Source organism: Catenovulum agarivorans YM01 (assembly GCF_000281085.1).
GTDB lineage: Bacteria > Pseudomonadota > Gammaproteobacteria > Enterobacterales > Alteromonadaceae > Catenovulum > Catenovulum agarivorans.
Genome location: NZ_JH767532.1, coordinates 72,716 through 90,432, shown reverse-complemented (window position 1 = coordinate 90,432; position 17,717 = coordinate 72,716). Strand labels below are relative to the sequence as shown.

The following is a 17,717-nucleotide window of genomic DNA, read 5'->3' as shown; positions in this document are numbered from 1 at the left end:
GCTCTGGCTCTGGCTCTGGCTCTGGCTCTGGCTCTGGCTCTGGCTCTGGCTCTGCAGTAGTATTTTCAATTATTTCAGTTGGAGCAACAGTGACAGCGTCACTAACTAATTCAGTTTTTTTTTCCGCGTCTGCTGCTTGCTCTTGAGTTTTTTCCGTTACTGGCGCGCTTGCGACTTCCACATTTTCAACTTTTTGCGCTACAGCGACTTGCTTCACTGCAGTAAAAATTTCTTTGCGCTGAGTATCTACAGGTGAAAACGCAAATAAACGCATCAGCGTCATTTCTAACCCTGCGCGAGGTGACGCCGCAAAAGGTAAATCTTTCCGCCCACGCAAACAAATTTGATAATACAAATGTACTTGCTCAGCTGGCCACAATGCCGCCGCTTGACTAAGTAGCTCAAAGTTGCGGCTGTCGATTATTTTGTATTCTGGCAAACTTTGTAATAAAGCTACTTGGTGTAGACAGTCCATCAACTCCACCAAAATCTGCGTTGGGTCGGCGGATGCCAAAAATAAACTTTCAACTGTCTGCATTGCCGCAGCAAAATCTTGGTTGATTAAAGCTCGGATTAACGCATCAACATGCTGCTCATCCAATAAACCAAGCATGTTTTTCACAACTTGTTCGATAACAGCACCATTGCCCTGAGCAATGGCTTGGTCAGTTAAAGAGAGTGCATCACGCATACTGCCGTTTGCAGCAACAGCCAGTCGATTAATTGCAGCTTGTTCAGACGATAAACTTTCCGCGGTTAAAATTTTATTTAACTGAGCTTCTATTTGCGCGACATTCATCGCTTTTAAACTGAATTGCAAACACCGTGACAAAATGGTCACTGGTAGTTTTTGAGGATCAGTTGTCGCTAACAAAAATTTGATGTGCGGGGGTGGCTCTTCCAAGGTTTTTAATAATGCATTAAATGAATGACGTGACAGCATGTGTACTTCATCAATTAAATATACTTTATAGCGACCTTGAGTTGGGCGATATTGCACGTTATCTAGGATCTCACGGGTATCTTCAACTTTAGTCCGCGACGCTGCATCCACCTCAACTAAATCAACAAAACGCCCTTCTTCAATTGCTCGACAATTTTGACATTGGCCACAAGGTTCAGCTGTTATACCGTCAGCACAATTTAAGCTTTTGGCGAAAATACGTGCAATAGTGGTTTTACCAACACCGCGAGTGCCGGTAAACAAATAGGCATGGTGCAGTCTGTCATTGGTTAGTGCGTTGCTTAATGCGGCTACAACGTGCTCCTGGCCCATTAATTGGCCAAAATTTTGTGGACGCCATTTACGTGCGAGTGCTTGATAACTCATAAAATCAGTTATTCCCCTTCAAACTCAACAAGGCAATAGGGCGCAATGTTTAATGCTCGCAGTTTATCTGCGCCGCCTAAATCGGGTAAATTAATCACAAACGCAGCAGTTTCAACAGTCGCACCTAATTGGCGAACCATCTTGGCAACCGCTTCGATTGTGCCGCCAGTTGCAATTAAATCATCCACTAATAAAACTTTGTCAGAAGAATTTAATGAATCTTTGTGAATGTGCAGTTCGTCCGAGCCATACTCTAGTTCATAATCTTGCGAAATAGTTTCGCGTGGTAATTTATTCGGTTTACGAGCAAGAACGAATCCTGCACCTAGTGCATTTGCGACCGCAGCGCCGAAAATAAAACCTCGGGCTTCAGCACCAACCACTTTGGTGATCCCCTGATTCTTAAACGGCTCAGCTAAAGCTTGCACGGATAAGGCAAAAGCTCGACCATTTTCAACTAGACTGGTCACATCTCGAAACATAATCCCGGCTTTGGGATAATTTGGAATGGTTTTGATACTAGATTTTATTTCTGCCAGAACTGCGCTTGATGTCATTTTTACGATCCGTACATTTGCTCTGGCAGCATTATACCCAACAAAAACCTAGTTTTACCAATTAAGCGATTTGCGAAGTTTGAATATCCGGTAAATTTTGTAAGACCTCAGGGATCTCAACCGGTTTTGCTAGCCAGCTAATTTGTAACTTTTCAAAAATAAATTTTGCTTTGTTACTTACATCTGTCGTTAACAACAGGATTTTTGACTTTGGATAAGCTAAATCAAGGGTCAGATTTTCAATAAGTTTAACACCGTCGATAATCGGCATTTTATAATCGGTAATGATAAAGTCGTAGTTTTGTTGTTTTGCAGCATTAAATCCAGCTAGACCATTTTCACCTAACTCAACTTCATACCCTTCATTTTCTAAAGCTTGGGCAAGTGTGTCACGCACATTTGCATTATCATCAACTAATAAAATCTTCATATATCCCCTCTTTTCTGCCCTGAAAGCTCGCAGATAAGCTTTAGATAGCCAATCTGCAATTTAGTTCATGCTAATCAGCACGACTCCATAAGTTAACCACTTAACTATCCATGCAGCTGTGGTTTCAGCAGCTAAACAGCCTTAAGCTCAATTATTTAGCTAAAATAACGTACCAACCTAAAATTGCCGGTAACAAAGGTAATGCAATAGTTACTGCAACAGCCACTAATAAATGACCAACATTGGCAGTTTCGCCTTGTTCGTTATGATGACCCATAAATTATCTCCGAGAAATTTTGCCGCGTATGTTAGTCAAAAAGAGTGAAAAAAGCCATCATTTATTCACTTTTCACCAGTAGTGTAAGCTGCGAAAATTCAACTAAATTGCTATGTAGCGACTCGCGTAACAAGGTTTTCTCGACATGGGGTAATGCCAATTGCAATTGTGTAACTAAACCTTCAAAACTATTTTCAACCTGCTTCGCAAGTAAATCTAACATGAAAGCAATAGCGGCATTTATTTCGATAAATTTCACCTTGAAGTCAGCATCGCGGTAAATAATTAAATAAATGGGTTCAGATGATGATACTGGCTGAAATTTTTTGCTAATTTTGTGCACTGGGTATGGATAACTGATAACTCTGGCCAATGGCGATAAGTTAAATTTTTCGCTAGTTATTTCATTGGCAGATAACAGAGATAGTTTATCTTGTGTTTGTACTTGAACTGTCACCGCCAACTCTATCCATTCATAATGCGCCAGTTCTTTGATAAATACGGGATCAGATTGTTTAACTTGATATTGCTCAGTTAGAAATTGTAAAAATTCAGCCGGAATATCAACAAAATGAGCTGAGGTACAAGTATGCTCAATAAAAAACTGCCGGATTAATTGCGACCAAGCTTGCTGGCTATACAAACTTTTTAAAACTGGAAATGCGTTGCTGACGAAGTCTAAGATGTTGTTAAAAAACAGCTCTTGGTAAATAGTTAAACGTCGCTGCTCTATATTATTTATTGCTGCCTTTCCTTGGCGGATAGCATCAGCAAATTCAAATTGCAGGTGTTTAAATGATGACATTGATTTGCTCTGATTGTTCTGCTGTTACCTGAGCCTGTTTTATCTGGTGAACTTCCTGACATAAATCCGGCAAAGATGGAATATTAAAATCACGTTCAAGTAGCGTGGGGAATATGCCATGTTGTTGGTATGCATAAGCTAATAATTGCCACACTTCCGCTATCACGTCGGCTCCATGTGTATCGACAATCAAGTCTTCGGCTTCGTTATAGTGACCAGCTATATGCCCATAGACTATTTTTTCTGTTGGCATAGCATCAATAAATGCTCTAGCGTCGTATCTATGATTGATTGAATTGACATAAACATTATTAACATCCAGTAACAACAAAGCCCCCGATTCAGCTAACACTGAGTTAATAAACTCAATTTCAGAAATTTCAGTAGTTAAGGCTGTGTAATAAGATACGTTTTCTAGCACAAGCGGCCTTTCCAGAATATCTTGTACCAACTTAACCCGCTCGGCTACATAACTGGCTGCGTCTTCGGTAAAAGGAATCGGCATTAGGTCATACATGTGGCCATTGGCAGAGCAGAAGCTTAAATGTTCGGAATATAACTCTATCTTGTATCTGTCTAAAAAGGTTTTAACCTCTTTAATAAAATGAATGTCTAGCGGATCTGGGCTGCCAATAGACAAAGATAGTCCATGGGTAGTTATAGTGTGCCGTTCAGCTATCTGCGCAAATAACCATTCAAAACGGCCGCCCATTTTCATCCAGTTTTCTGGTGCAACTTCGAAAAAATCAATCGGCTCATTTAAACCATCTAAAACTAAATCAGCAAAGTCTCGGCGTAAACCGAGACCTGCACCAGATAACTTAAGTGGAAAAGGCTTATTTATTGCCACCACACTTACCTTCACCGCATTTAGCTTCTTTATCGGCTTTACCACCACATTTGCCTTCACCGCATTTAGCTTCTTTATCGGCTTTACCACCACATTTGCCTTCACCGCATTTAGCTTCTTTATCGGCTTTGCCACCACATTTGCCTTCACCGCATTTAGCTTCTTTATCGGCTTTACCACCACATTTGCCTTCACCGCATTTAGCTTCTTTATCGGCTTTACCACCACATTTGCCTTCACCGCATTTGGCTTCTTTATCGGCTTTGCCACCACATTTGCCTTCACCGCATTTAGCTTCTTTGTCGGCTTTGCCACCACACTTGCCTTCACCGCATTTGGCTTCTAAAGTCTGCGAGAGTTCATAACCTGAGCTCAATTGCGACATTACAAAAGGGTTCGCATTTGCACCACCAGTCGCTGTCAACGAACCGACTACAACTGCACCTAACGTAGCAGCAACTGAAGTATGTTTAAGTGATTTCATAATTGTTCCTTGAGAATATAAATAACAAAGTCACTGAATAAGACCTGTTGCGCTAACATATCCTTTCAAAAAAATTTATTCAATTGGTTAAATTGAGATGAATTGAGCAATAGTTCCGTTATCTACAGATATAAAAAAAGGAGCCAGCGGCTCCTTTTTTAAACTCGCGAAAGTTCGCTAAGTTAGATATCAACGTTTTTGCGTTCAGCAGTATCTTTTATGTAACCAATCCAGCCTTGTGCCATACGCTTGTATTGTTTGTTTTGCAAACTTTCACGTGCATAGCTATACGCCTTTTTGTAATTACCTAAATAAAAGTGAGCTTCAATTAGCGCAACTTTAATACTACCTTCTTTTACTGAACCTAACTCAAGCGCCTGCTCATAAGCATCTACTGCAGATTTATACTCTTCAGCAATTGCCAACAAATCACCTACTTTGCGATAGTGCTCAGGATCTTTGCTCAGCTTAGCTGCAGCTAAATATTGCTCTGCCGCTTTTTTATACTCTGATGCTTGGTGAAAATAGTTAGCCGCAACACTTAAGTTTTTAGCGTCTTTCTCAATCAAGCCTGATTTCATATGCTGCTGCATAGTTGTTGCAGCTTTATATGGAATACCATACATAGAGTATAGTTGAGCCAAAGTTGTGTAATGAGCAGCTTTGTTTAGGAAGCCTTGTTTGTCTGACAATTCAAATGTAGACAATGCACGGGCATAATCTTCTTCCATCAGATAAAACTGCGCGAGAGGCACCCACCATTTTTTATCTTCAGGGAAGTATTTAATTGCCGCAACACAAACTTTAATCGCTTCCTTATAGTTTTTAGTATCTACGTAAGCAGACATTTTTAACTGATAAGGGTCAGCTTTTGGCTCTTTTGCATACTTAATCGCAAGATCAGCTTGTTCAACTGTTTTCTTGTAATTTTTTAGCTGGTAATAACTTAAAGACAAGTGCGTGTATATAGAAGGATCATGCTCTTCAGTAAAGGTAAACCATTTACCATAGTAATCGATCGCATCTTGGTACTTTTCTTCTTGCAGACTTAACACCGCAAGAACTTTTAAAACACCCGCTTGGTCATCCCAGCTTAATACATCAAGGTCAGCAGCGAATTTGATTTTCTCAATCGCTTTTTTGTAGTCACCTTCCTGCGCATATAATTTACCAGTTAACTGAGCTAAGAAAGCTTTATCAAACTCTTTCTTAGGTTCAATCTCTTCTAGTAACTTAATAGCACCTTTAGGATCGGCTTCTCTGCCTGTCTTCTCATCTGCTGTCAATAGGTCAATTGCCTCAGCAACTTTCTTACCAACACGCTCCGACATAACCTCTACAGGTCTTTCTTTTTTCTTTTCTTCCAAAGTTTTAGCAGAAACCTGAGTTGGCATCACAGTACCAGTCACAGAAGTACCCACTAAAACTGCGGTCAAAATCAATCGTGAGAGTTTCATACTTTCTCCGGGGTTAGCTTACTTACTGGGTAAGCTAACCTTCTTCAATTGAACGAAAGACAAACTTATTTAGCTAAGGTAAAGTCAAGACGCACGGTTAGACCAGGCTGCTTAACAGGTTTACCATCAACAATTTTTGGTTTGTATTTCCATTTAGCCAAGGCTTTTTTCGCTTCACGGTCAAAAATACGTCTTGGCTCTGAGTTGATTACATCTACATCGATTACGCCACCGACTTCATCGATTGTGAAACTTAATTCAACCCAGCCTTCAATTCCATCTCGCGCTGCTTGCGCAGGGTAACGAGGTTCAATCCGGACTATTGGTGTTGCGTCACCATCTTTCATCAACGCACCACTAATGTCGCCGATTCCAACATCCACATTACCTGTGTTCACATTTGGAACATCAAGGTTAACACCACCAGCATCTGCTTTAGTCGTCTCTGGCTCAGCCTGTTGAGGCGGAGGCGGAGTCTGTGGTGGCGGCGGCGGCGGAGGCGGCGTCCTAGTACGTTGTTGTACAGAGTCCGACGGTTTATTCATCACGATTTCAATTCGCGGAGCTTCTTCACCCTTTTCAGGGCCGCTCTGATTGTTTGCAATCAACTCTGCCATCAGTACAAACAGGCCGAATGTTATCGCGATGCCTATTGGTATAGATAACAGTAGGCGGATCATATTACTTCTTCCCCGCTACTACTATTTTATCAATACCGGCCGCTTTGATTTGATCCATGACTTTCATTACCTTGCCATGTTTCGCTTCTTTATCCGCCTGTACAATAACCGCTTCAGTAGGTTGTTCAGCTAGCATTTTTTCTAAGTTAGCTTGAACGCGTTCAACGTCAACCATACGCTTATCCATCCAAATATCACCATTTTCACTGATAGCAATGAAAATGTTTGAATTTTTAGGTGGCGTCGTTGAGTTGTTGGCTTCAGGTTTATCAACTTGAATACCAGCCTCTTTAACAAACGAGGTCGTTACGATAAAGAAGATCAACATGATAAATACGATGTCTAGCATCGGCGTCATGTCGATCGCTGCATCTTCTTCTTCTCGGCGATGTCTACGTGCCATAATAATTCTCTCTAATGATGTGGCAAACTATCCACTAACTTTTCCACTTCCACTCGAACGCGTGTTTCAATTCTAGAGCTGAAAAATACCCCAGAAAGCGCCGCAACCATTCCAGCCATTGTTGGAATTGTTGCCATGGAAATACCCGATGCCATTAAGCGTGGGTTACCTGTACCAGAAACAGCCATTACTTCGAATACTGAAATCATGCCTGTTACCGTACCGAACAATCCGATTAAAGGACATACTGCAACTAGGGTTTTAATCAAAAGAATTCTGGCGTTCAGCAATTCTGATGCTTCCGAAATCCAGGCATCACGCACACGATGCGCATACCAGGAGGTCGTATCTTCTCGTGAATCCCAACGCTCAATAATGTTTTTGCGAATTGAAGGAAATTCAATCAACATAAACCAGTAGCGTTCAATCATCAGAATCCACATGATAGCTAGCACCCCGAAGACGATCCATAATACGTCGCCCCCGGTTGATATAAATCCCCTGACAGTTTCCCAAATATCTATCAGGTATAACATCTTATGCTCGCTCCTTCTCCGCGTGAGAAGCTACAATACCAGCACTTTGCTCTTCTAATACGTGAACGATAGATTTGCTCTTAGCTGCTGTAATACTGTGTAAGAAAATCAATGGTAAAGCTGCGATAAGACCTTGAGCTGTTGTTACCAACGCCATAGAGATATCACCCGCCATGATTTTAGGGTCACCCGTACCGAACAATGTAATTGATTGGAAGGTACCAATCATACCTGTTACCGTACCTAGTAGACCTAATAAAGGTGCGATTGCAGCCAAAATCTTAATTACGTTTACACCACGTTCAATTCTTGGCGTTTCACGTAAGATAGCTTCATCTAATTTAAGTTCTAATGTTTCGGTATCAACATTTTTGTTAGCACCATAAACACCTAAGATTCGGCCCAATGGGTTCTTTTCGCTTGGGTTCGCTAAATCTTTCAACTGGCTGCGGATTTTCGCACCAACAACAGTTAAAGTAATGAAACGCTCAAGAGAAATTAACATACCGAAGATTAATACCGCAGTGATTACGTAACCTGGTAAACCACCTTGGTGGAAACGCTCTTCCAGTGTTGCTTTTTGCTTGAAGATATCAAGAATTGCACCACGTGAAGGGTCTAAGAACAAACTTGCATAGCCGCTAGTAGTAGCGTTGAAGCTTGCAACCTCAGCAACCATGTGACCTTCTGGTTGACGACCTAAAGGCTCAATTTGTTTACTTTCAGAGTTGAACTTCAAGTAAGCATCGTTGCTCAATAAGTTGAATGCGCCGATACGAGTTACTGTTTGCACAGACTCAGTACCATCTAAAGCAACAACGTTAGCGTCAAACTTAACAACTTTTGCTGACTCAGTCATTTCAGTTTGTAATGCAAACCATAACTCTTCTAACTCAGCAAGTTTTGGTAATTCTTTTGCTTCAGCTAGTTTAGCTAATAGCTCAGTACGATTAGCATAAGCTGGTTGAGCACTGATAATTGACGTAGCTACACGACCAACTGTTTCACCAGAAGCTTGACGTACCACACCAAACATTTCACCTAACGTACCTTTAGCATCATCTAACTCTTTAGTTTTGTCAGTGATGCGAGTTTCGTTGTCAGCAAAAGTTTGTTGTAATTGCTTTTGACGAGCTTGCTCATCGGCTAATTCTTTTTTAGCTTTGTTTAATAAAGCTTGTTTCTGATCACGTGCTGCACGGAACTCAGACTCACGCGCTGAATTGATTTTAGCTTCAGATACACGGTCAGCTTTAACATCTTGTAATAGCTTATCTAATGCTGCTGTATTGGCGTATGCACCAAAAGTCATTGTTGACAATGCAATAGCTGAAGCAGTTAGAATTGTTTTTAATTGTTTCATTATTCTGCACTCTCCGCGGCAAATACTGGCACTTCTAATAGATCAGGTGCAATTTGCTTCTTAGCCATACGAATAACCTTAGTTACTGGCTTGTTGTACTCTTCACCTAATTTAACCCAATCTCTTGCTGTGTTGTCCCACACCCAAGATTTTTTAAGGTCTAATGATTGTGCTAATAAAGCAACACGGCCGATATGAACCATATCAACTGTAATGTCGTTTAACTTACCTTGGTAAGCTGACATAGCTGAACCATAATCATTTTCGATTTGGTAAGCTTCAAGTACTTGACGGTAACGCTCTGAAGTTGTGATGTTTGGCTCACCCATTAATTCACGGATACGCTCTACACGCTCTGTACGAGCTTCAACTTCAATTGGAATGTCTAATTGAATGAACTTTTCTAAAGAATCAAGCATTTTGTACATTAAAGGCACAACACCTTTTTTAGTATCTTCAATGCTATCAATCTGATTTTGTAAGGAACCGATCAATTTCTCTTGGTTGTTTACCAATTTTTGAACATGATCATTGTATAAACGCAAGTTATCAGTTTCATCGACAACCTGGCGGTATTCACTTAGTAAGTCAATTGATTGCTCAAAATACGAATCTACACGTTTTTGAGATTTGACTGCTGCATCATGAATAGCACGCTCTTCTTTATGCAGGTTTTCAACCTGGTCTGCTGAAACTACTGTAGGCAGTGACATTGCACATGCAACAGCAATAGCAGAAGCGAGTTTTTTGCTCTTTATCATCTTTGACACGATTCCCAATAATTAAAATTGTTTGGAACATACTTAGCTTGGGTACAAGTCTAATATCTTGTACCGAGCCGCTTACTTGTTGGAGTCTGGTTACTCGAAGTCTCGCACTAAAAACTCGATCATCAGATTCTCTTTATATAGACGCAGGTAAATCTTAGCTAAAATGTGCAGTAGAATGCAAAGAATTTTATATAAATACGTAATATTTTGGCTATTTTCTTCACTCTGATTAACAAAAGTGATTAATTTGTATTAAAAATAGCCAAAGCAAGAAGTCTAAAGGTTATTTTTTATACATTTCTTTTCAGCAATTTCTGCTTTAGAAAGTCTTATTCGATTAAGTTGTAAACGAAAATATTAGAATTGTTTATATGCTTGTTGAGTGAATAGCGTTTAAGTAGGTTTAATTAAAGAAAGGGTCAACAAACGCGCTGCAGCACAACAACGTTTGTTAACATTTAGCTGGGTATTTACATTTTTTCAGTGGTTGCAATACCGAGTAAGGTTAAACCTTGTTTGATAACACTTGCAGTCCAGCGACTGATTGCCAAGCGACTTTGTTGAACTTGTAGTTCAACGTCTGATTTTAATATTGGGCAAGCCTCATAAAAGCTCATAAAGGCACTGGCTAACTCAAACAAATATTGACACAACACATGCGGATGCGCTTCAGCGGTTACCAGCTCCAAAGTATCTTCGAACTGAAGTAATTTAATCGCTAAGCTACGTTCCTGCTCTGCTTCGATGTTAATCGGCCCTGTGATATCCGCAACATCAGTGCCAGCCTTAGCAAAAATAGATTTAACTCGGGTATATGCGTACTGAAGGTAAGGCGCTGTAGCTCCATCAAAGCTCAGCATGCTATCCCAGTTAAAGATATAGTCACTGGTTCTATGTTTTGATAAATCGGCAAATTTAACCGCACCAATACCAACAACTCGCGCAATTTCTTGTTGTTCCTGCTCGGTTAAATCAGTTGAGCGTTGAGCGATAAGCTCTTGTGCACGCGCTACCGACTCATCTAACAATTCAACAAGTTTAACTGTCCCACCTGAACGAGTTTTGAATGGCTTGCCATCACTGCCCATCATAGTGCCAAAAGCATGATGTTCAAGGCTCATCTCTTGTGCAACAAAACCGGCTTTTTTCGCTAGGGTAAACACTTGTTGCATATGCAGTGACTGGCGCGCATCAATAAAATACAGGTTACGATCAGCTTTAAGTGTTTGACCGCGATATTTTAACGCAGCTAAATCGGTTGTTGCATACAAGAAACCACCACCCGATTTTTGGATAATAACAGGTGACGGATTGCCTTCTTTATCCGCTAATTCTTCCAAAAAGACCACTTGAGCACCTTGGTCTTCAACAGCAAGACCTTGTTGTTGCAGATCTTTGACTATATCCTGCAACATGTCATTGTATGCACTCTCTGGTCGAATATCATCACGACTTAGGGTGACATTGAGTTTGTTGTACACCTCTTCGCTATGCGATACCGAAATATCAATAAACTGCTGCCATAGCTCGATACATTTAGCATCCCCACCTTGTAACTTAACCACGTATTCACGTGCTGTGTTGGCGAAATCTTCATCATCATCAAAACGTTTTTTCGCTTCACGATAAAATGTTTCAAGATCAGACAATGCCACTTCTGCAACTGAGTTATCGGCCAAAATCGTTTCTAAATGGGCAATTAACATACCGAACTGAGTTCCCCAGTCGCCCATGTGGTTTTGACGAATAACTTTATGTCCTTGGAATTCAAGTGCACGTACAACCGCATCACCAATTATGGTCGAACGCAAATGACCAACATGCATTTCTTTTGCAAGGTTAGGCGATGAATAATCAACCACACAAGTTAACGGTTGTTCCGTTGCAGTAACACCGCAGCGCTCGTCAGCAAGGTTTTGGTTTAAAGTGTCAGATAACCAAGTTTGTGCCAAAAAGATGTTAATAAAACCAGGTCCAGCAATTTCCACTTTACTAGCAATGTCAGATAAATCTAATTGTTCAACAACTTGTTGCGCTAATGCTCTTGGATTGGTTTTTAATTGTTTAGCCGCACCTAAGATTCCATTTGCTTGATAGTCACCAAATTGAGCTTGTTTTGACAAAGCAATATGTGGCCCATGTTCAGCTGGAATTCCGGCAGCTTGCATAGCTGCATGAACTTTGTTTGTTAATAACTGTTTTACTTTCATTTATCTACCTTAGTGTTCACGCGTTTGGTGGAATTCAATATCTGGGTATCTTTCTTGCGCTAAACTTAAATTAACCATAGTTGGTGCAACATAAGTCAGGTTGTCGCCACCGTCTAATGCTAAGTTAGCTTCAGCTTTGCGTTTAAACTCATCAAATTTCTTGCTGTCTTTACCTATTACCCAACGAGCGGTTGCAACATTGATAGATTCATATATCGCATCAACATTATATTCAGACTTCAATCTTTGCACGACAACGTCAAACTGGAGCACACCCACCGCACCAACAATTAGATCGTTAGAAGCTAAAGGTCGAAATACTTGTACCGCGCCTTCTTCGGATAATTGAACTAAACCTTTGAGCAATTGTTTTTGTTTAAGTGGATCTTTTAAGCGAATACGGCGGAACAATTCTGGGGCAAAGTTTGGTATACCACTAAATTTAAGTTTTTCACCTTGAGTAAAGGTGTCACCAATTTGAATTGTGCCGTGATTATGCAAACCAATAATGTCGCCAGCATATGCATAGGCTGCGCGTTCACGATCGCCCGCCATAAAAGTAACCGCATCCGAGATATTAACCGTTTTGCCAATGCGCACATGGTTTAACTTCATGCCCTGCTGATAGGTTCCAGAAACAATCCGGACAAAAGCAATTCTATCTCTGTGTTTAGGGTCCATATTCGCTTGAATTTTAAACACAAAACCTGTGAAATTTTCTTCTTTTGCTTCAACGTTACGCTCTTCGGTTGCACGTGGCATAGGTGCTGGCGCCCATTCAGTTAAGCCATCGAGCATATGATCAACACCAAAGTTACCTAATGCAGTACCAAAAAAGACAGGTGTTAACTCGCCTTTTAAAAATAACTCTTGGTCAAATTCATGTGATGCACCTATAACTAATTCTAACTCGTCTCTTAACGTGGCAGCTAAATCTTCACCAACCGCTTTATCTAAATCCGGATTGTCCAAACCTTTAATAATACGTTTTTCTTGAATGGTATGGCCTTGGCCTGTTTGATACAAAATACATTCGTCACGATGAATATGGTAAACACCTTTCAACTCTTTACCACAACCTATTGGCCAACTTACTGGTGCACAGGCAATATTTAGTTCAGTTTCAACTTCGTCCAATAACTCCATAGGATCACGAATGTCACGGTCGAGTTTGTTCATAAAAGTAACAATAGGCGTATCACGTAGGCGCGTTACTTCCATGAGTTTTCGAGTTCTATCTTCAACACCTTTGGCTGCATCAATAACCATCAAACAAGAATCCACTGCCGTCAGTGTTCTATAAGTATCTTCCGAGAAATCTTCATGCCCAGGGGTGTCGAGTAAATTAACTAGCTTGTCATTATATGGGAATTGCATGACCGAGGTTGTAACTGAGATACCACGCTCTTTTTCCATTTCCATCCAGTCAGATTTAGCATGTTGGTTAGAGCCACGGCCTTTTACCGTACCAGCCGTTTGCAAGGCTTTTCCGAATAACAAAACTTTTTCGGTAATTGTGGTTTTACCTGCATCGGGATGCGAAATAATCGCGAACGTGCGGCGGCGTTGAACTTCTTCTAAAAATGACATCAACAAACTCTCTACTAGATAATGGCAAGTATAAATCGCGGGCATTATACCGAATTCAGTTAAATATGCATGATTTTGGACAGTTTATCTGCCAATAAAAAGCACGTCAGTGATACTTTTACCACCCGCTTATGTTTACAATGCTAACGAACAACCACTATGGTAAAACAAACACGTAAAAATTCTCTGTAGGCTATCTTTGTATGCTAGTTAAATTTAAGTACATTATTTATATCTGGTTGGTTAGTTTAGTTAGCTATTCGACTCTAAGCTATGCTGAGCTAAATAAATTTGAACAATGTCAATTACGTCAAATGAAGCGGGTAAATGACAACTTAGACGTGGCACAAATAAATCAAATATGTGCGCAAATAGAAGCACTCGAAAAAGCGTCTAGCAATGGCGCATTATCTGAACGCCTAGAACAAGAGCGAAAAACCGCATTCAGCCCCTACGTAATTACCCCACATAGGATGAACTATATCTTAGCTGCAAGCTACACCACAGGTTATAATGAACAGGCTTACGAAGGTTCAACATTAATTGACCCAAAGCAACAACTTGAAGCTAAAATGCAGCTGAGTTTTAAAGTGCCACTTAACTACGCACCTATATTTAAATATGGTGATGGTTTATTTTTTGGCATGACAATGCAGTCGTGGTGGCAAGTATATAGCAGCTTATACAGCAAACCCTTCCGCGAAACTAACTATCAACCAGAAGTGTTTTATTTTCTGCCAACCAAATGGCAACTATTTAACACCACAACCAATTTAGCCATAGGGTTGGAGCATCAATCGAATGGCCGTGAGCTTCCTTTGTCACGTAGTTGGAATCGATTTTATCTTGCCGTATTAGTTGAACATCAAGACTGGGTTTTAAACTTTCGCCCTTGGTGGCGATTACCAGAAAATGCCAAAAAATCGATTGATGACCCAAAAGGCGATGACAACCCGGACATAGACAAATACATGGGACACTGGGAATTATCTGGTGCCTGTAGAATTGATAAAAATCTGCAAAGCCAATTTTTAATGCGCTATAACTTCAATAGTGGCCGGGGTTCAATTGAAGCGGGTGTAACTTTCCCGATTTGGGGACGCCTTAGAGGATACGTTCAAGCCTATAGTGGTTATGGTGAAAGTTTGATCGACTACAACCATTCACAGCAAAGATTAAGCTTGGGCATTGCATTAACAGATTTATTATAGGAAGAAAAAGAAAACCCGGGGTGCACAGTCCCGGGTATAAACACTTAGGAGAACTTTAAAAATATTATTATTATAGAATTCCAACCAGCCTCAACGCACCAATTTAGTTCAATACAAACATCACATAAGCTAATAATTAACTAGAATTTAGAAAACCCAAAATCAGGCTATTTACTAACCAACAGCAATGAAATTTAGCACCAAAATAAAGCACAACGCAAGTTTGATTGAGACCATTGTGGTCTTTTAAACTCCAAATTAGAAATTAAACTGCTAAATGATCATTATATGAAAACAAACTAGTAGGTTGCTGCCTGTGCTTGTTAATCAAAAATATCGAAAATAAACTCATTTTGGTGAGTATGATTGTGAGAGATTTGCTCAGCGGTGAATTCGTACCTAACCAAAACTTCACGCGTTACATCGGTTAAGGTGTATGCATGTTTAATATGCGAGAAGTATTTTTGCAGCTGTTGAGCACCGGCAGGTTGAAAGGCACTCAGGTAACTTAGTTCAAGTTCAATCGCATGCCAATCTGCTTCAATGGCATCGTGGCACTCTAACCGTACAACCCAAACTTGACCGAGCGCCAGCTGTTGTTGAATGATTAATTTACGGCTATTTTCATCTACCACTTTATCTAACCAGATATCGGCGAAAATATCATGCTGATTAACTACGCTAATTACCAACTCAAACACACTGTTATTTATCGCAAAGTTGCTCTGCTCAAATCGCTTTAAAATAAAACTTTCTAGGGCTTTTTGTTGGTAATTTTGGCATTTATCGATCAGAGCACTGAGCCGATTTGAAGTACTTGGTTGTGCCAACATGTTCAGGTGTTTTTGTTCAGAGCGATAAATGAAGCCACAACATTGTGAGGTAGACATCACAATAATATTACGGATGGCATTCTCTAATGCTGCGCTGGCAGGAGACTGCGCTTGCTCCATCCGAGAATCAAATATTTTGCCCAAGGCCTGCACCAGTGTACTTGAACCACTCACTAAACGTAAGCCAACTAGACAATTGTCTGCGTTTGTGCCCATTACTTGATACTTGATTAGTTCACCTTTGAGCTTCAATTTTTTAGCGAGTTCAGGAAATCCAACCAATACATACTGACCCCGCTCTAATTGTGGCCAAGTTTTAAGTTTTAACTGCATCCCATTGGTTGAAATATTCATGGTTTGCCCAGCAACTTTGCTATCCGTTAACTCTAATTGTATTGCACTAGAATATCTGACCCTTGGCTCTTTTCGTTTACCCAAAAATTGAAAGTGCAAAGCTTGAGTTTGGGTAGTCGCCAGTTTTTCTTGTTTAAAACGCATTAAACTTTCAAGCTGCTGAGTATCAACTTGATGATCAGCATAACTCGCTTTGGCATATTGATTGGTTACGTCAATTAATAAGGCAAAATGAGTTAAATTAGCTAATTGTGCTATCACGTCGGGTGTAACAGGTTGGTTTTGTTGTGCTATTTCTTCTCCGGCACTTTCTGGAATGGCTACTGCGCGTTGCGCATTTTTTAAATCAATCTCTTGCAATTGTATTTTTAATACCCGCCAACTCGACTTTTGCGCTGCAAAGCCAAGATATAAACTTAATAAATCCGCTTCAACCAACTCATCATAGGTTGCACTAAAATGATGTGTTTTACCCTGCTGCACATGAGTGAAACAAAATAGATATTCGTTCTTAACAGGGGTAATTTGATTTAATAAATTAAGTAATCTTGCGCCAGAAAATAGCTGTCTTAATTGGCATACACCATGTTCATCTTGCCAATAATCAAGTACATAAGCATTACTAGACTGTTTACAAACATATGGAATATGTACCCCTTGGCTGTCGCGTGTTAGTAACAAAGGTAATGCGCTATGTGTATAAAAATAACATTGTTCGAACAAAATATTGCGGGCAGACTGCAATGTATTGCAAGCGTCTAATTTATATTTACGGCGATAACTTTTTACATACTTATCAATAAAAACACTAAAATTAAATTGATCTAATTCAGGTAAGATTGCCAGTCCCAGCAAAGTGTTATGCCCATCAAGCTTTTGCCAACAGAGTTTATAAGTTGCTCGACAGGTTTGTTCAGAAAATTTGCTTTGCCACTTTACAAAACTAACTTGCAGCAACTGCTCTGATTCAAAGCGATGTTCAGCTTTAATTTTTATTCTCAATCCGGAAGGCGAAATATCGCAGGTTATCGCGTCCAATTTCAGTTTGTTAATATTGAGCGTTACTTGCGTGGTGTAGTGCATACGCTCTTCATTGCGGATTACTCTTTGACCAAATTCAATTGGGCTCATCAGTGTACGTTCTATTTCACTGCGCTGCGTTTTTGAGTCATAAGTTTGTGCTTGAGGTTTTTGTTTATATTCAAACAATATTTGCTCATAAATGGCAAAGCAGTAGATTTGTTTATATATTGCGAGTAACTGATTTAACCTCTCTATAGCAGGTTCAGGGAGATAATGCTGAACACCATTAACCTGATAGGGTTGGCAAGCTGAACCGTGTCTACCACGTAAATCGATTGGCCGCTGGCACGCTTTATTTAGCCGATTAATTTCCATTTTAACCAAGAAGCGCTCTGAATTAGTTAATTTTTTTGTCTGCGCTTTAAACAATTGCTCAAAAGTGGCCGAGGTTTTAGCGGGCGATAACTTATCAACAATATTTTGTAAGTGCGCAGGAAAATCCACCTTAGCCTTCCTTATAACTAGCTAGCTTGTTTGTTGCCGTCAACATAATG

The 17,717-nt window shown here is 40.2% G+C and carries 17 protein-coding genes; 1 reads left to right on the top strand and 16 read right to left on the bottom strand.

The window, feature by feature from the left end:
* From dnaX to prfC, 15 genes are all read right to left on the bottom strand, one after another.
* A partial coding sequence (dnaX, locus tag WSC_RS25055) for a DNA polymerase III subunit gamma/tau (protein ID WP_016956811.1) occupies nucleotides 1-1,330 on the bottom strand: 1,330 nt, incomplete at its 3' end.
* Between the two features lie 8 nt (nucleotides 1,331-1,338).
* The gene (gene apt / locus WSC_RS0115255; protein ID WP_016956810.1) at nucleotides 1,339-1,887 is read right to left on the bottom strand and encodes an adenine phosphoribosyltransferase; all 549 of its coding nucleotides are present in this window, start codon (nucleotides 1,885-1,887) and stop codon (nucleotides 1,339-1,341) included.
* Nucleotides 1,888-1,948: 61 nt separating this feature from the next.
* Nucleotides 1,949-2,317: a response regulator gene (locus WSC_RS23025; protein ID WP_016956809.1), complete on the bottom strand. Its 369-nt coding sequence runs from the start codon at nucleotides 2,315-2,317 to the stop codon at nucleotides 1,949-1,951.
* Nucleotides 2,318-2,468: 151 nt separating this feature from the next.
* Entirely contained in the window at nucleotides 2,469-2,594 is a 126-nt protein-coding gene (locus tag WSC_RS25510; RefSeq protein ID WP_016956808.1) for a hypothetical protein, read from the bottom strand.
* A gap of 61 nt (nucleotides 2,595-2,655) precedes the next feature.
* Complete coding sequence (locus WSC_RS0115240; RefSeq protein WP_016956807.1) at nucleotides 2,656-3,399, bottom strand: HvfC family RiPP maturation protein; 744 nt, start codon at nucleotides 3,397-3,399, stop codon at nucleotides 2,656-2,658.
* On the bottom strand, nucleotides 3,386-4,249 hold the full coding sequence (locus WSC_RS0115235) for an HvfB family MNIO-type RiPP peptide maturase (RefSeq protein ID WP_016956806.1): 864 nt from the start codon (nucleotides 4,247-4,249) through the stop codon (nucleotides 3,386-3,388). The genes WSC_RS0115240 and WSC_RS0115235 overlap by 14 nt, the downstream gene beginning before the upstream one ends.
* On the bottom strand, nucleotides 4,236-4,733 hold the full coding sequence (locus WSC_RS0115230; protein ID WP_016956805.1) for an HvfA family oxazolone/thioamide-modified RiPP metallophore: 498 nt from the start codon (nucleotides 4,731-4,733) through the stop codon (nucleotides 4,236-4,238). The genes WSC_RS0115235 and WSC_RS0115230 overlap by 14 nt, the downstream gene beginning before the upstream one ends.
* Nucleotides 4,734-4,915: 182 nt before the next feature.
* Entirely contained in the window at nucleotides 4,916-6,190 is a 1,275-nt protein-coding gene (locus WSC_RS0115225; protein ID WP_016956804.1) for a tetratricopeptide repeat protein, read from the bottom strand.
* A 65-nt stretch (nucleotides 6,191-6,255) separates the two neighbouring features.
* Complete coding sequence (locus WSC_RS0115220; RefSeq protein ID WP_026016878.1) at nucleotides 6,256-6,870, bottom strand: energy transducer TonB; 615 nt, start codon at nucleotides 6,868-6,870, stop codon at nucleotides 6,256-6,258.
* A 1-nt stretch (nucleotide 6,871) separates the two neighbouring features.
* The gene (locus WSC_RS0115215) at nucleotides 6,872-7,273 is read right to left on the bottom strand and encodes an ExbD/TolR family protein (RefSeq protein WP_016956802.1); all 402 of its coding nucleotides are present in this window, start codon (nucleotides 7,271-7,273) and stop codon (nucleotides 6,872-6,874) included.
* Between the two features lie 11 nt (nucleotides 7,274-7,284).
* Nucleotides 7,285-7,809, bottom strand: a complete 525-nt coding sequence (locus WSC_RS0115210; RefSeq protein ID WP_016956801.1) for a MotA/TolQ/ExbB proton channel family protein — start codon at nucleotides 7,807-7,809, stop codon at nucleotides 7,285-7,287.
* A 1-nt stretch (nucleotide 7,810) separates the two neighbouring features.
* Entirely contained in the window at nucleotides 7,811-9,172 is a 1,362-nt protein-coding gene (locus WSC_RS0115205) for a MotA/TolQ/ExbB proton channel family protein (RefSeq protein WP_016956800.1), read from the bottom strand.
* The gene (locus WSC_RS0115200) at nucleotides 9,172-9,933 is read right to left on the bottom strand and encodes a DUF3450 domain-containing protein (protein WP_016956799.1); all 762 of its coding nucleotides are present in this window, start codon (nucleotides 9,931-9,933) and stop codon (nucleotides 9,172-9,174) included. The genes WSC_RS0115205 and WSC_RS0115200 overlap by 1 nt, the downstream gene beginning before the upstream one ends.
* Nucleotides 9,934-10,412: 479 nt before the next feature.
* Entirely contained in the window at nucleotides 10,413-12,152 is a 1,740-nt protein-coding gene (gene argS / locus WSC_RS0115195; protein ID WP_016956798.1) for an arginine--tRNA ligase, read from the bottom strand.
* 9 nt (nucleotides 12,153-12,161) lie between these two features.
* The gene (gene prfC / locus WSC_RS0115190) at nucleotides 12,162-13,742 is read right to left on the bottom strand and encodes a peptide chain release factor 3 (RefSeq protein ID WP_016956797.1); all 1,581 of its coding nucleotides are present in this window, start codon (nucleotides 13,740-13,742) and stop codon (nucleotides 12,162-12,164) included.
* Between the two features lie 203 nt (nucleotides 13,743-13,945).
* Here prfC and WSC_RS0115185 point away from each other — a divergent pair, with 203 nt between their 5' ends.
* Nucleotides 13,946-14,953 (top strand): phospholipase A, encoded by a 1,008-nt coding sequence (locus WSC_RS0115185; RefSeq protein ID WP_016956796.1) that lies wholly within the window; start codon nucleotides 13,946-13,948, stop codon nucleotides 14,951-14,953.
* Nucleotides 14,954-15,276: 323 nt separating this feature from the next.
* Here WSC_RS0115185 and WSC_RS0115180 read toward each other — a convergent pair whose 3' ends face one another.
* Nucleotides 15,277-17,667: a PilZ domain-containing protein gene (locus tag WSC_RS0115180; RefSeq protein WP_016956795.1), complete on the bottom strand. Its 2,391-nt coding sequence runs from the start codon at nucleotides 17,665-17,667 to the stop codon at nucleotides 15,277-15,279.
* Nucleotides 17,668-17,717: the final 50 nt, after the last annotated feature.